11 protein-coding genes are annotated in these 14347 nt (G+C 69.4%); 8 read left to right on the forward strand and 3 right to left on the reverse strand.

What is annotated here, in order from left to right; genetic code table 11:
- Positions 1-5 precede the first annotated feature (5 nt).
- Positions 6-902, forward strand: coding sequence for an alpha/beta hydrolase (locus BJ998_RS37985; protein WP_184868089.1), 897 nt, complete (start codon positions 6-8; stop codon positions 900-902).
- 8 nt (positions 903-910) lie between these two features.
- On the forward strand, positions 911-1486 hold the full coding sequence (locus BJ998_RS37990; RefSeq protein ID WP_184868090.1) for a TetR/AcrR family transcriptional regulator: 576 nt from the start codon (positions 911-913) through the stop codon (positions 1484-1486).
- Positions 1487-1861: 375 nt separating this feature from the next.
- On the opposite strand, the gene BJ998_RS37995 is transcribed toward BJ998_RS37990, so the two are convergent.
- Complete coding sequence (locus BJ998_RS37995; RefSeq protein WP_312890515.1) at positions 1862-2536, reverse strand: TetR/AcrR family transcriptional regulator; 675 nt, start codon at positions 2534-2536, stop codon at positions 1862-1864.
- 59 nt (positions 2537-2595) lie between these two features.
- Between BJ998_RS37995 and BJ998_RS38000 the strand changes: the two genes are divergently transcribed.
- The 6 genes from BJ998_RS38000 to BJ998_RS38025 all read left to right on the forward strand — a co-directional run bounded on the left by BJ998_RS38000 (position 2596) and on the right by BJ998_RS38025 (position 10218).
- Positions 2596-3423 (forward strand): alpha/beta fold hydrolase, encoded by an 828-nt coding sequence (locus tag BJ998_RS38000; protein ID WP_184868091.1) that lies wholly within the window; start codon positions 2596-2598, stop codon positions 3421-3423.
- Entirely contained in the window at positions 3420-4313 is an 894-nt protein-coding gene (locus BJ998_RS38005) for an alpha/beta fold hydrolase (protein ID WP_184868092.1), read from the forward strand. Before BJ998_RS38000 ends, BJ998_RS38005 begins: the two co-directional genes overlap by 4 nt.
- Positions 4310-5866 carry an FAD-dependent oxidoreductase gene (locus BJ998_RS38010; RefSeq protein WP_184868093.1) on the forward strand — a complete coding sequence of 519 codons (1557 nt, stop codon included), beginning with the start codon at positions 4310-4312 and terminating at the stop codon, positions 5864-5866. Before BJ998_RS38005 ends, BJ998_RS38010 begins: the two co-directional genes overlap by 4 nt.
- Positions 5863-7155: an amidohydrolase family protein gene (locus BJ998_RS38015; protein WP_184868094.1), complete on the forward strand. Its 1293-nt coding sequence runs from the start codon at positions 5863-5865 to the stop codon at positions 7153-7155. Before BJ998_RS38010 ends, BJ998_RS38015 begins: the two co-directional genes overlap by 4 nt.
- Positions 7156-8030: 875 nt before the next feature.
- A complete protein-coding gene (locus BJ998_RS38020; protein WP_184868095.1) occupies positions 8031-9029 on the forward strand; it encodes a LacI family DNA-binding transcriptional regulator in 999 nt (332 codons plus the stop codon).
- Positions 9030-9189: 160 nt separating this feature from the next.
- Entirely contained in the window at positions 9190-10218 is a 1029-nt protein-coding gene (locus BJ998_RS38025) for a LacI family DNA-binding transcriptional regulator (RefSeq protein WP_184868096.1), read from the forward strand.
- A 215-nt stretch (positions 10219-10433) separates the two neighbouring features.
- Here BJ998_RS38025 and BJ998_RS38030 read toward each other — a convergent pair whose 3' ends face one another.
- Complete coding sequence (locus BJ998_RS38030; protein ID WP_246488732.1) at positions 10434-11885, reverse strand: arabinofuranosidase catalytic domain-containing protein; 1452 nt, start codon at positions 11883-11885, stop codon at positions 10434-10436.
- Between the two features lie 415 nt (positions 11886-12300).
- Entirely contained in the window at positions 12301-14250 is a 1950-nt protein-coding gene (locus BJ998_RS38035) for an alpha-L-fucosidase (RefSeq protein ID WP_246488733.1), read from the reverse strand.
- Between the last annotated feature and the right edge of the window lie 97 nt (positions 14251-14347).

The raw sequence follows: 14347 nt of genomic DNA on the forward strand, positions 1-14347 counted from the left end.
AGCAGATGACTGAACGCGAAGACATCGAGTTTCCCGCCGACGGCGGCGTGACGTTGCGGGGTTGGCTGTTCCGGCCCGACGGCGACGACCGGCCGCGACCGGCCATCACCATGGCCCACGGCTATGCCGGCGTGAAGGAACACGGGCTGGATCCGTTCGCCCGTGCCTTCACCGAGGCCGGCTTCGTCGTGCTGGTGGACGACCACCGGGGATTCGGCGCCAGCGACGGTGAGCCCCGCCATGAGGTCAACCCATGGGTCCAGATCGAGGACTGGCGCCGGGCCATCTCGTTCCTGGAGAGCCGGCCCGGAGTGGATCCGGCGCGGATCGGGTTGTGGGGGACGAGCTACGCCGGCGGCCACGCTCTCGTGCTAGGGGCCACGGACCGTCGGGTGCGCTGTGTCGTGGCACAGGCGCCGACCATCAGCGGCTACCAGCAAGGGGTGCGGCGGGTCGCGCCCGAAGCGACTGCGGCACTGGAGGAAGCCTTCGCAGAAGAGGATCGGGCCGCCTTGCGGGGCGAGCCGCCGCGTCGACAGGCGATCGTCAGCGCCGATCCCGCGCAGCCGGCGTCCTACCGCGCCCCCGACGCAGTCCAGTTCTACCTACAGGACTTGCCGGCCGTGGTGTGGCAGAACGACGCCACCGTGCGCTCGACACGGTTCGCTCGGGCCTATGAGCCCGGCGCATGGGCTCCGCGGGTGTCACCCACGCCGCTGTTGATGATCATCGCCCTGCGTGACACGGTCACGGTGACCGACCTCGCGCTGGCCGCCTATGAGCAGGCGCTGGAGCCCAAGCGCCTGGTCACCGTCGACGGTGGGCACTTCGACCCGTACGTGGCGGAGTTCCCGGCGGCCAGCGGTGCGGCCGTGCAGTGGTTCCAGCGGCATCTGAGCTAGGAGAACTGGTGCGGCACAAGGAGTTCGATCCTGCCGTTGCGCTGGACCAGGCGATGGTCCTGTTCTGGGACACGGGGTATGAAGCGACCTCGGTGCAGGATCTCACCGAGAAGTTGGGGATCGGCCGACGCAGCCTCTACGACACCTTCGGCGACAAGCACTCCCTGTTCATGCAGTCGTTGCGGCACTACGCGGAGACGGAGGCCCGTCGCGTGTGGGAAGCCGTTGAGCGGGCAGCCGATGCCCGTGAGGGCGTGCGGGTGCTGCTCGGAGCCGGGTTGTCCCAGAGCAGCCGCGGGACCGGATGCCTGGTGGTGAACACGGCGACCGAGGTGGGGCCACGCGACGGTGACGCCGCCGAGTTCGTCGAGCAGCACTTGGGCGGCGTTCGGAGCGCCTTGACCGACCTCGTCCGACGCGGCCAGGGCGAGGGGAGCATCGCCAACCCGGCCGCACCCGAGGTCTTGGCCAGTGTGTTGTTCACCGCCTGGCTCGGCCTTCGGGTGGGTGTGCGGGCCGGGCTGAGCCGCCGACGGCTCGAGCGAGACCTCTCCGACATCCTCAGCCTGCTCGACCGAGCGTGATCCGGGCCGGTCATAGCCGGCCTGGATCACCGATCCACCGCGCGGGAGATGCACCCGTCGCGGGGGGATGGAGAGAGGTACTCGAGCAGGTCGTCGCGTTCGTCGACGGCACGCTGGCCCATCGGACTGGGCTTCGTCGGCAGCCCCACGGCGGAAAATGACGATTGCTCGCTTGGGTGGGGCCGACGGTGCCCGGGGTGCACACGGACCAGCGCTGCCACCGCTTCCCGCCGGTGACGCTGCTGACGAGCTGTCTGAAGTCGAGGGCGAGGCGGCCGCCGACGAACGCCTCGATCCGGCCGAAGACGCACATGGGCAGCCTCAAGTGCCGGGCGGAGCGGCGGCAGCGACCGGCGACCGCTCTGCACGGAGGGGTCAAGGGGTGCGCAGTCGGCGCAGGCTGTCGACAATCAGTTCCAGGCCGAAGGCGAATTCGTCCTCCAGCGGCACTGGCAACGAGTCGGCGACCGCGCGGGTGGCCGGAAACTCGTCGGACGGCAGGTCGTGGAAATGCGTCGACACCCGCTCCCGCTCGGCGTCGTCGCCGGATCCGGCGAGCTGGATCGCGAAGCCGAGGACATAACGCGAAAGGGTGGCGTAGGCGCGTGCGGCGAGGTCCGGCGGGAGCCCGCCGTCGAGCAGGACGGCCAGGCAGCGTTCTCGCAGCACCATGGCGTTCGGCCCGGTCGGGGTCTGTTCGATCAGCAGGGGCGCGATCTTCCGGTGCCGGCCCAGCGTGTCGAACATCGCCCGGGCGACGGTCTGGCAGGCCTGATCCCAGCTCACCTCCGCCAGCGACGAGGAGTCGAGTTCGACCTCGCCGAAGACGCGATCGATCACGTGAGTGATCAAAGTCGCCCGGTTGCCGAAGTGGCGGTAGAGCGTGGCCGTGCCGGATTCGAGGCGTTGGGCGAGGGTCCGCATGGACAGGGCCTCGGCGCCTTCCTCGTCGACGAGCTGCAAGGCCGTGGCGAGGATGCGGTCCAGCGGGACGGCGGGGCGGCCACGGGACCGGCGAGCGGACCCGCCGGGCGGGGACGAACTGGTCACACCCGTCAGTATGACGGCCGGTTGACACCCCCCACAATAACGGCAACACTGTTGCCATTATGTGGACCGACTGCAACCCCGCCTCTGGCACCCGGCTCGTCCCGGTGGACGGCCTGCACGTTCACTACAAACGTGAAGGTCAGGGGCCGACGGTGGTACTGCTGCACGGCAGCGGGTCGTCGTTGGAAGGCTTCGAGCGGGTAGCGGCGCTGTTGTCGGCGTCCTACGACGTGATCCGTCCGGATCTCCCCGGGTTCGGGCGGACGGGGCCGCGGCCCGACCGCGACTACCGAGTCCGGACGTACGCGGGAACGATCGCCCGCTTCATGACCGCTTTGCAGCTGCCGAACTTCGCGGTGGCCGGGAATTCGCTGGGTGGCAACATCGCGTGGAACCTGGCCCTGGAGGCCCCCGAGCGGGTGAACGGGCTGGTACTGGTCAACGCCACCGGCTACCCGGACAAGACACTGCCCGCCGGGATGCGGCTGGCGCGGAACCCGGTGCTCCGCCCCCTGCTGCGGCGATGGCTCCCGCGCCGCGCGACCGAAAGCGGGCTGCGGGAAGCGGTCGGCGCGAACTCGGCCATCGTGGACGACGCCATGGTCGACCGGGTGCACGCGTTGACGAGCCGCCCGGGCAACCGGTCGGCATTCGTCGACTTCGCCAACACCGACCAGCCGGACCGCAGCACCGAAATCCCGCGGATCGCGGTTCCCACGCTGGTCCTGCGAAGCGCCGAGGTCGACGGGCAGCACTTCGCCCGCGACATCCCGGGCGCCCAGGAGCGCGTCCACCCCGACGGCGGGCACCTGCTCCCGGAAGAGGACCCGGACTGGGTGGCCGCGGCGATCGCGGAATTCCTGTCCGGGAACCAGGGGCGGCGATGAAGTACTTCGTCGCGTCCGATGAGGACCGCCGGCTCGACGCGGCCACGCGGCGGGCGCTGCGCGGCGGTTTCGTCACCCTGTCCGACGGTGTGACGCACTACGAGCTGGCCGGCCCCGACGAGGGCGAACTCGTCGTGCTGGTCGGCGGCCTCACGATCCCGCTGTTCTACTGGGACGGCCTCGCCGCGCGGTTGCACGCCCGCGGTCTTCGCACCCTGGCCTACAGCGCCTACGGCCGCGGCTATTCCGACCGGGTCCGGAGCAGTTACGACGAGGTGTTGTTCGTCCGTCAGCTGGCGGAGCTGCGCTCGGCCCTGGACCTCACACCGCAGCACGTGGTGGGGACCTCGATGGGTGCCCTGGTCGCGATGGCCTACACGGACCGGTACCCCGAAGCCGTGGCCACGCTTACCGTCGTGGGGCCGGCCGGGCTGGCCGAACGTCCCGCGCCGCAGCGGTTGCTGCGCAACGACGTCGTGGCCGGGTTCGTCGCCCGGCGATTCGGCCGCAGGTTGCTGGAGGGGCACCTCGGACACAACGTCCGCGCTCCCGATCAATCCGCCGAACTGGTCGCGATGGTGCGCGACGCCTACCGGTACGAAGGGTCCCTGTACTCGTTCTTCCAGACGCTGCGGGACTTTCCGCTGTACGAACGGCAGGACCTCTTCCGGAGGACGGGCCGGCTCGGCATCCCGACCCTGCTGGTGTGGGGCGACGACGACCAGGTCACCCCCATCACTCATCTCGACACCGCCGGCGCGCTGCTGCGCCCGCGGCAGACGCACGTCATCGCCCGCTGTGGCCACATGGCTCCATTCGAACGGCCGGACGACGTCGGCGACCTGATCGCGTCGTTCGCCGTTCCCCACCCGAATCGGCTCGAACCGTGAACCACACTCGAAAAACCCTCGACGTCCTGATCGCCGGCGCCGGGCCGACCGGCACCACGCTGGCGATCGACCTGGTTCGCCGCGGCCTCGGCGTCCGCGTCATCGACAAGGCCGCGCACGCCTTCGAAGGCTCTCGCGCCAAGGGCATCCAGCCGCGGACTCTGGAGGTGTTGGACGACCTCGGCATCCTCGACGACGTCCTCGCCGGCAGCAGCGACTACCCCCGGCTCGGCATCCACTTGGGACCGGTCACCGTACCGTGGCGCATGTTCCGCAACCGCGAACGCACCACCGACGTTCCCTACCCGAACACCCGGCTGATGCCCCAGTACCGCACCGACAGCGTGCTGCGCGACCGGCTCGGTCAGCTGGGCGGCCAGGTCGAGTACGGCCGGGAACTCGTCGAGTTCGACCAGGGCGACACGTCGGTCACCGCGACCGTGACCGGGAACGACGGCCCCGAACGGATCACCGCGCGCTACCTCGTGGGAGCGGAAGGGGGGTCGAGCGCCGTCCGCAAGCACCTCGGCGTGGGTTTCCTCGGCGAGACCGACGACCGGGACCGGATGCTCATCGTCGATGCCGTCACCACCGGCCTGTCCCGCCACCGCTGGCACGTCTGGCCGGGGGCCAAGGGGCGCTTCGTGGGCGCCTGTCCGCTGCCGCACACCGACCTGTTCCAGTGGATGGTCCGCCTGGCCCCGGACGAGGAGCCGCCCGAGGACGAGGAGGCGATCACCCGGCGGGTCCGGGCGCACACCCGCAACCGGTACGTCGAACTGCGCGACATCCGGTGGCGGTCGGTGTTCCGGCCCAACATCCGCCTGGCGGAGGCCTACCGCCGCGGCCGGGTCTTCCTTGCCGGCGACGCCGCGCACGTGCACACCCCGGCCGGCGCACAGGGCCTCAACACCGGCATCCAGGACGCCTACAACCTCGGCTGGAAGCTCGCCCAGGTCCTCGCCGGAGCCGACGCGCGGCTGCTGGACAGCTACGAAGCCGAACGGCTGCCGATCGCCGCGGGTGTGCTCGGCCTGTCGACGCAGAAGTACGAAGGCATTGCGAAGCTGGACCCGTCGAGCCTGCGCCGCGGCAAGGACGAACAGCAGTTGTCGCTTACGTACCACGGCGGCCCCCTCGCGCCGGGCGACGGCGACCGGACGACGACGCTGCGGGTCGGCGACCGCGCACCGGACACCGAACTGCTCGGCACGGACGGCACGACGGTGCGCCTGTTCGACACCTATCGCGGCCCACACTTCACCGTGGTCGCCTACGGCCCGGACGCCGCCGCGGTGAGCGACGAACTGGACTGGCCGGCCGCGGGTGCGCCGCTGCGACGTGTCGTCATCGACGCCGATGCCGATGCCGACCACGCGCTCACCGATCCCCGGCACGACTTCCGCCGTATCCACGGAATCGAGGGCGACACTGTGCTGCTCATCCGGCCCGACGGCTACGTCGGACACATCGCGACCCGGGACTTCCTCGGTTCGACCCACTCCGCCGCCCGCGCGATGACGCCGGTGGCCCAACCGGAGACGGCGGGATGAGCCGCACCCTGCTGCGCGGCGCGCGCGTGATCACCATGGCGCCGCACCGGCCCGACGCCGAACGCGCCGACGTCCTCATCGACGGCGACAGCATCGCCGGAGTCGGCGAAGGCCTCGACGAAACCGGCGCGGAGATCGTCGACGTCACGGACCGGATCATCCTGCCCGGTCTGGTCAACGCCCACCTGCACACCTGGCAGACCGCGCTGCGGGGCGTGGGCGCCGACTGGACGCTGGCGGACTACCTCGGCCGCATGCACGGTGGCGCGGCCAGGCACTACCGCTCCGAAGACATGCGCGTCGGCACGCTTGCCGGCGCGCTGAGCCAGCTCGACCGTGGCACCACGACCTTGGGCGACTGGTGCCACAACACGCCCACACCGGAACACACCGACGCCGCGCTCGACGGCCTGCGAGCGTCCGGCATCCGCGGGGTGTTCCTGCACGGCACCCCGTATTCCGCGGCCGACGCGGCTCACCCCGTGCGTGAGATCGACCGGCTGCTCGACGGCCCGGTCGCCGCCCATCCGCTGCTCGCTCTCGGCATGGCCGTCCGCGGACCGCAACTGTCCACTCCGGACGCTGCGGTCGCCGATTTCCGTGCCGCCGCCGAGCGCGGGCTCGTGGTGTCGATGCATCAGAGCGGCGGGGAGCCCGGGCCCGGGTGGGAGGCGGTGCGAGCCGCCGGGTTGCTGAGCCCCGACACCAACGTCGTGCACGGCGCCGGGCTCACCGACGAGTGGATCAAGACACTGGTGGACGCGGGCGCGAGCGTCACGTGCACGCCCGAGAACGAGCTCGGCCAAGGCCACGGCTTCCCCATCACCGGGCGCCTGCTCCGGCTGGGCGCCGCGCCGTCGCTGGGCACCGACACCGACGCCGTCGCGCCCGGCGACGTTCTCTCCGCCGCCCGGATCGCGTTGGCCTGCCAACGAGGCCGCGACCACGACCGCCACCGTCAGACCACCGGCTCGTTCTCCCTCACCGCGACGATCACCGGCAAGCAAGCACTGGCCTGGGCGACGGTCGAAGGTGCGCGAGCACTCGGGCTCGCCGGCCGCGTCGGCCGGCTCGAAGCGGGTATGCAGGCCGACCTCGTCGTCATCGACGGCCCCACGGCGAATCCCGTCGCGACAGCACTGTACGCGGGTTCCGGGGACATCGAAGCGGTCATGATCGCCGGGCGCTGGCGCAAACGCGACCACGCCCTCCTCGACGTGGACCTCGACGCCGTGCGAACGCAGTTGCGGGACTCCGCGGCCCGCCTCCTGTCCCACGTCACGGGCTGACGAGCAGGCGGGACGAACCCGCGCGTGGCACGGCTCTCCCGTTCTGTCCAATGGACGTCACTCGAGTCGAAAGGAGCCTTCCGGCTGGATGAAGTCGGGCTGTCGGAACGAGTAGTCCACGACGTCGGGGTGGTGCCTGAGCCGGTCTCGGGCGGCGCGTAACCCGGCGCGTGTTGACCCACGTCCGATTGCGCGGCGGCGTCGAATTGGGCGTCGAATGTGTCGACGGCCGCGTTCCGCCTTTCGTTTTCGACGTGACGGTTGACATGTCGGACAGGCGTATTTAACCTCGCCTCAGGTGAACCGGTTCGACAGTTGGACGCGGTGATCGTCAGTGTTTCCTCAAAGGCAAGCCTTGCCCCGTTCGACAACTCCGGGCATCATCGAATCGATTCGATCAGGAGCGCCGTGAACGTCAGAGACCGTCCGCCGGGTCAGCGCCGTATGGAGCACCGTGTCCTACGTGCTGAGTGGTCAGCGGCCGGTGTCCGAGGCGACCCTCCGGGCATGACGCCCTGACCGCCGCCGCGGCTGGGGCCGGGCACTGGATCCCGGCCGCAGCATTGAAAACATTTACAACCGCCGTGAGCATCATGGGCCGCTTGACAACTTGTGCACACTGTACGGTGCCTGTGGCGTTCGTGATCCGGACAGTCGCGTGGATTACCGAAAAACCGGTGCGGGAAGAGCGCGGATGCCGGCGTGGGGAATCTCCCGTCGGCGGATCGGTTCACCGTGCCTGCTCCGACGGCAGATCGGCGTCGTGTGACCCACCGCCGATTGTCTCGATCATGGGCAATGTGATTCGGCCGATCGACTCGGTCGGCCCTGTGTGGGCGTATATCGCACGGCGTGCCCTGGTGAGGAGTGCCTTGATGGTCGCACCCGACCGCCAGCCGACGCTGGCTGACGTCGCCCGATGGGCCGGGGTTTCCGTGGCAACGGCGTCACGGGTGCTCAACCGGTCGGCACCGGTGAACGAGGACACCGCTGCCCGGGTCGAGCGGGCCGTGGTCGAACTGGGCTACGTGCGGCAGCGGTCGCCGCACCTCGCGCGTGGGCACAGCGGCGCGCTGTCCGTGGTGGTCTTCGACGACCTGCTGCGATATCAGCGCGACTCCTTCTACAGCCGGCTGCTGGTCGGAGCCGAGCGTGCGGCGCTGCGGACCGGCCGTGAGCTGGTCGTGTCGACGGCGCTGCGGAACGCGCCCAGGGACACGCTGCTGCGCTACCTCTGTGGCGGCCATGTCGACGGTGTCGTGATGGTGGGGATGCAGTCCGACGGAGCGCCGGCACAGGTGGTGCGGGAGGCCGGGGTGCCGGTGATCTGCGTGGGCCGACCCACGGCGACCGGACTGTCCTATGTGGATGCGGACAACACGGGCGGGGCATGGCAGGCCGTGGCACACCTGATCTCGTCGGGCCGACAGGCCATCGCCACGATAGCCGGACCGAGGAACATGATCGCGGCCGACGACCGTCTGGCCGGCTATCGCAGCGCGCTGGCCGAGGGCGGCCTGGCGCCGGCCGGGATCGTCTGCCGCGGGGACTTCACCCTCAACTCGGGCGAGCATGCCATGTTGCGGTTGCTGGATCGCTATCCAGCGCTCGACGCCGTGTTCGCGGCCTCGGACCTGATGGCCGTCGGCGCGTTACGCGCGCTGCGCCGGTTGGGCGTGCGGGTGCCGGAGCAGGTGGCCGTCGTCGGGTTCGACGACGCCGCGCTGGCCAGGCACACGACGCCGCGGTTGACCACGGTTCGACAGCCGGTCGAGGAGATGGGCGCGCGGTCGGTCGCCGAACTGCTCGTCGCCGACGAGAGCTGCCGGGCGATCGTCCTGCCCACCAACCTGGTGCTGCGCGGATCGGCCTGACGTCAGCGGTGTGACGCCGTCGCTCGGTCGATAACCGTTCTGAAACTTTCATGGCCTGTTCCTGCGTTCGGCCACGTGTTGGTTGACGCGGATTGTCACCACAAGTTGCATCCGATGACACCGAGGTAACGGTGTGTGTCGTTGTGACCAGGAGGTGGCTGTGACCACGGTGCCGACTTCGGGCGCGCGCCCGACACTGCTGGACGTGGCGCGCACGGCCGGCGTCTCGCCCGCGACCGCGTCTCGCGTGCTGAACGGGTTCCACCAGGTCCGGCCGGAGACCAGGCGACAGGTCGAGAACGCCATGGCGGAACTGGGCTATGCGCGACGACGGTCGACGCGCGGCACCGAGCCGGACCGTACCGGTTCGATCGCGTTCATCGTGTGCGAGGGGGGCGCCCGTGTGTTCTCCGATCCGTTCTTCGCGCGCGTGCTGTGGGGTGCGAGCCGCGAACTGGCGCCGGTGGGGATGCAGTTGGTGCTGCTCATGGTGCACTCGCCTCAGGACTATCAGTCCGCCGCCGCGCGCTACCTGCGGCACGGCAACGTCGACGGCGCACTGCTGGTCAGCATGCACGGGCGGTATCCCATCGACTTGGACGGCGTGTCCGTGCCGGTGATGTTCTGCGGTTGTCCGATCGGCTCGAACGCCGATGATCTGTGTTATGTCGACGCGGACAACCGCGGCGGCGCCGAGCGTGCCGTGCGGTACCTGGTCGAATCCGGGCGACGCGTGATCGCGACGATCGCCGGCCCCGGGGACATGGCCGTCGGAGTGGACCGGCTGGCCGGCTACCGCGCGGCGTTGCTGGACGCCGGCCGGTTCGATTCTCGGCTGATCGTCCACGGCGACTTCGGCCAGTCCTCCGGCGACCATGCCGTGCGACTACTGCTGAACCGCCGACCGGACGTGGACGCGATCTTCTGCGCCTCCGACCTGATGGCCGCCGGGGCGTTACGCGCGTTACGCCGGCACGGCCGCCGGGTGCCCGAGGACGTCGCCGTGGTCGGCTTCGACGACTCGCCGATCGCCCGCCAGACCGAACCCCAGCTCACGACCGTGCGCCAGCCGATCGAGGAGATGGGCAGCCTGATGGTCAGGGAACTGCTCGCGTTGATCCAGGCGCCGGCGCCGCATCGCCGCCGAGCGGTCCTCGACACCCAGCTCGTCATCCGCGAGTCGGCCTGAAGGATTTCAGTCGACGATCCTGCGGCAGGGGAGCGGACCGCCGATCCTCAGTGGACAGACCGTGGTCACGCAGTACAACGGTGTGGTCCGGCGGACCGGTAAGCAGTCGTGGCGGCACGGAGTTCCACAAAGGTTCGTGCTCGGTGCCGGTTGAGTGCTGCCGGGGCGGGAACTGGGAGCCGCCCCGGCACACTCGTGCTGCAACTGCTCTCGGTCTATCCCAGGGTCCACTGCTGGTTGCTGCCGCCGTTGCAGGTCCACAGCTCGGCGAGCGCCCCGTCGGCGGTGGACGCGCCGGTCACGTCCAGGCAGAGCCCCGACTGCGCGCCGGTGATCGTGCCGTCGGAGTTGATGGTCCACTGCTGGTTGGCCTGCCCGTTGCAGGACCAGGTCACCACCTTCGTCCCGGCGGTGGTGCCCTGGCCGTACGCGTCCAGGCACAGCGTCGTGCCGCCGAGCGCGACCGTCAGCTGGTTCGACGAGCTGCGCGTCCAGGTCTGGTTGGCTTGGCCGTTGCAGGACCAGATCTGCGTCTGGGTGCCCAGGGTCGTGCTCGAGTTCGGCACGTCGAGGCACTTGCCCGCGCCGTTCGCGTGCAGCGGGCCGGTACTGGTCCCGGTGCCGCCGGCACCGTAGCCGGCCGCGGTGATGTTGGCCTGCACGGAGTTCTCGGTGGCGTCCGACGGGTAGCCGGACGTCATCACGCCTTCGTAGAAGGTGCCGGCCGATCCCTTGCTGTTGTCGCCGCCGATGCCGAGGATGATCGCGCCCTCCTTGTGCATCGGGTTGTAGCCCGAGACGTTCGGCCGCTGTCCACTGTAGAACGTCGACAGGCCGCCGGACTGCGCGTTGCCGGCCCGAATGGCCCACTGGTTGGCGCCGCCCTTGACGATGGCGGTCAGGTAGCGGTAGTTGACGCTCGGATCGTTGGCGTTGTACCCGGCGTTCACCCCGGAGAACAGGCCGTTCTCCAGATCGGCCATCACCCACGGGCCGTTGCCGGTGCCGTAGCCCCAGACCTTGATGTTGCCGAAGTAGATGGCCTCCATGTGGCCGTTGCCGGTGTCGTTGCTGCTGGTCTCGGCGTTGCCGTAGTCGAAGCAGCAGCCGCCGTTGTAGTGCGTGCCGTCGAAGACCGCGTACATGCCCTCCGGCTGGTCGCCGGTGGCGATGCCGGACGTGTGGTTGTTGCGGTAGCCGGTGCCGGCCGCCACGTACACGCCATAGGCCTTGTGGCCGTTGAGACTGGTTGGCGCCGCGGTCGCGTTGGCGAGGTTGTCGGGCCCGCCGGCGGCGCCGCCGGCGGGCGCCTGGGTGAGGTGGTTGCCCTTGCCGGACTGGTCGTAGATGATCGTGATGAGACACGTCGTGCCGGCACAGAAGGAATCCTGCGCGGCGGAGTCGGCGTATCCGCCGGCGCTGGTGACCCCGATGTCCCGGGTTGCGTTGTCCGACGAGCGCCTGACCTGGTAGAGGCTGCCCGAGTACGAGCCGTAGAGCGCTCGGGTGGTGCTGTGCGCGGCCACGCAGGGCGTTCCGCCGGCCGCGTATATGTCACACGGTCCCTGGGTAGCGGCCGGTGCCGGCGCAGCCGTGCCGACGGCGGCCCCAGCCGCGAGCAGTGTCGCGGCGCCCGCGGCCAGGATCAGCCGTCTGGTGCGTGGCATCCACGGTCGAGAGACCATAGGTGAACTCCCTTGTTCATGGCGGATGGTGATTCGGTGCCCGGAGACTCACCGATGACGCGATTGGCATTGTTAGCGCTAACATTCTTGGTGGCAAAGAAGAAGGGCTGGGGACGACTCCGGGGGACCGTGCGTGGCGGCCATCACTATCGCTCCCAGACGGACGCCCCGTCAAGATGTCGAAGCCCGGTGACGCCGCAACACGAACCGCGACTGCCGTCGGAGCTCTGTTCACCCCGACTCTCCCCCGAGGTGGCACGGCGGTGCGAGCGATGCGGGGCCCGCCGCCGATTGGTCTGGCGTCGCGGCCCCACGGTCAGTCCACGATGGACTCGACGTGCTCGGATGCGGCTGCGGCGGCCGGCTGGCGCCGACCGCCGCAGCTCGTCTCCCCGGGTCAGACGACGGTGATCGTCCACTGGTTGTTGGTGCTGCCGTTCGGGGCCCACAGGAGGGTGGAGTCGCCGACGGTGCTGTCGCCCGCGCCGTCCAGGGCGGTGCCGGTGCCGCGGTTGATGATCTGGTAGAGGCCGTTGCCCATGCTGTTCAACCGCCACTGCTGGTTGTTGCCGCCGTTCCACGGAGCCTGCATCGCGGTGGCGCCGTTGGCCGTGTTGCCCCAGCTGTCGGCGACCATCCCGTTGGCGTTGTTGACGATGCGGTAGTAGCCGCCGCCGACGTCCACCAGCTGCCACTGCAGGTTGGTGCTGTCGACCCAGTTCCACTGCTTGAGCCGGGATCCGGAGGGGACGTTGCCGCCGCTGTCCAGCACCAGACCCGTGGTGCCGTTGGCGATCTTCACCCAGCCGGTCGGCACCGGAGCGGCGCCGAGGGTGGGGATCGGCCCGGTGAAGGTCAGCTTGACCACGTACGCGAGCGCGTCGAACGGCGGGTTGGCCGACGGCATGACGATGTGCAGACCCGAGCCGTCCTGGCTGCGGTTGGGCAGGTTCGCGGCGTTGCCGGCGTCCGGGCCGAGCAGTTGCACCGAGGCCAAGCCGCTCAGGTTGATCCGGTTCGAGCTGAGGGTCGTGATGTTGAGGGTGCTCCCGGGCCAGCCCAGCACGGTCGCGTACAGCACGGTGTTGTCCTTGCTGCGGGTGAACCGGATGTCGGTGTTGGTTCCTTCCACCGGGGTGGTGAACGAACCACCGCCCATCTTCGTCGGCCCCTCGCCGTACGCCGCCCAGGCGCGGGTGCTGTAGACGGATTCGCCGAACCGCTTGAGGTGGTCGCCGATACCGAGCAGGATCGTCCGCTGCTGGTCGGGAATGGTGCCGTCGGCCATCGGGGCGATGTTGAGCATCATGGTGCCGTTCTTGCTGACTCGGTCGAGCAGCGCGTGCAGCATGGCCTTGACCGAGTAGTAGCCGATGCCGACGGTGTAGCACCAACTGGAGCTGGAGACGCTGTCGTCGGTCATCCAGTACGGGTTCTGGATGTCGCCCGGGCCACCGCGTTCGAAGTCGTAGACCTCGCCCTTGTTGTCGAAACCGTCCTTGTAGGTGGCGACCACGTCCCTGTTCCAGGCCACGGCCTGGTTGTAGTAGTGCGCGAGGAAGTTCAGCCGCTGGGTCTCGTCGACCAGGTTCAGATCGAAGTCCTGGTAGATCAGGTCGGGCTGGTAGCCGTCGACGACCTCCCGGAGCTTGTCGTACCACAGCTGGTTCTCCGCGGCGGATCCGTTCTGACCGAACAGTCGGCGCAGCGAATCCGTGGACTGGTAAGGCACGTGGTCGTAGTAGCCGTTGAAGTGGTAGGCGTGGTGCAGCGACGCCACCAACCTGAGACCCTTGCCGCGGATGGCGTCCGCGTGCAGCCGCAACAGGTCGAGCTTGGGGCCGGTCTTGACCGAGTTCCACTCGTTGGCGGCGCTGTTCCACATCGAGTAGCCGTCGTGGTGCTCGGCGACCGGGCCGGCGAACTTCGCGCCGGCGTCGGCGAACAACTGGGCCCAGTCGTTCGGGTCGAAGTTGCCCCCGGCGGACTTCAGCTTCGGCGCGAACTGGACCCAGTTGCCGGCCTTGTCCCGGGCGCCGTTGATGAAGTTCTGGTACGGCCATGCCGATGGGTCGCCGTACACGGCCTTGTGGTGGTTGTTCTCGCTCGACCCGTCGATGTACATGTTGCGCGGGTACCACTCGTTGCCGAACGCCGGGACGCTGAACACGCCCCAGTGGTAGTAGATGCCGAACTTGGCGTCCTGGAACCACTCCGGCGCGGGCGGGTGCTGGTCGACCGACGACCAGGAGGCCGTGTAGCTGCCCGGACCGGCGGTGGCCCAGACGATGCCGGGGCGCACCAGTCCGGTGGCCGCGGCGATGCCGGTGAACCCGGCGACGCTCAACAGCCTGCGTCGGCTGAACTGATGGGGAGAAGAGGACATTGCGGAGCCTTTCAGCCGAGCATCCACTGTGATTGCTGCCTTGCTTGCAGATCCAGAG

The sequence above is a fragment of the Kutzneria kofuensis genome, assembly GCF_014203355.1.
GTDB lineage: Bacteria > Actinomycetota > Actinomycetes > Mycobacteriales > Pseudonocardiaceae > Kutzneria > Kutzneria kofuensis.

Bases quoted from the DNA above. Each gene is read 5' to 3' on its own strand.
- BJ998_RS38030 (WP_246488732.1), bottom strand. From the start codon at position 11,885: ATGCCACGCACCAGACGGCTGATCCTGGCCGCGGGCGCCGCGACACTG.
- BJ998_RS38020 (WP_184868095.1), top strand. From the start codon at position 8,031: ATGGTCGCACCCGACCGCCAGCCGACGCTGGCTGACGTCGCCCGATGG.
- BJ998_RS37985 (WP_184868089.1), top strand. From the start codon at position 6: ATGACTGAACGCGAAGACATCGAGTTTCCCGCCGACGGCGGCGTGACG.
- BJ998_RS38000 (WP_184868091.1), top strand. From the start codon at position 2,596: ATGTGGACCGACTGCAACCCCGCCTCTGGCACCCGGCTCGTCCCGGTG.
- BJ998_RS38015 (WP_184868094.1), top strand. From the start codon at position 5,863: ATGAGCCGCACCCTGCTGCGCGGCGCGCGCGTGATCACCATGGCGCCG.
- BJ998_RS38005 (WP_184868092.1), top strand. From the start codon at position 3,420: ATGAAGTACTTCGTCGCGTCCGATGAGGACCGCCGGCTCGACGCGGCC.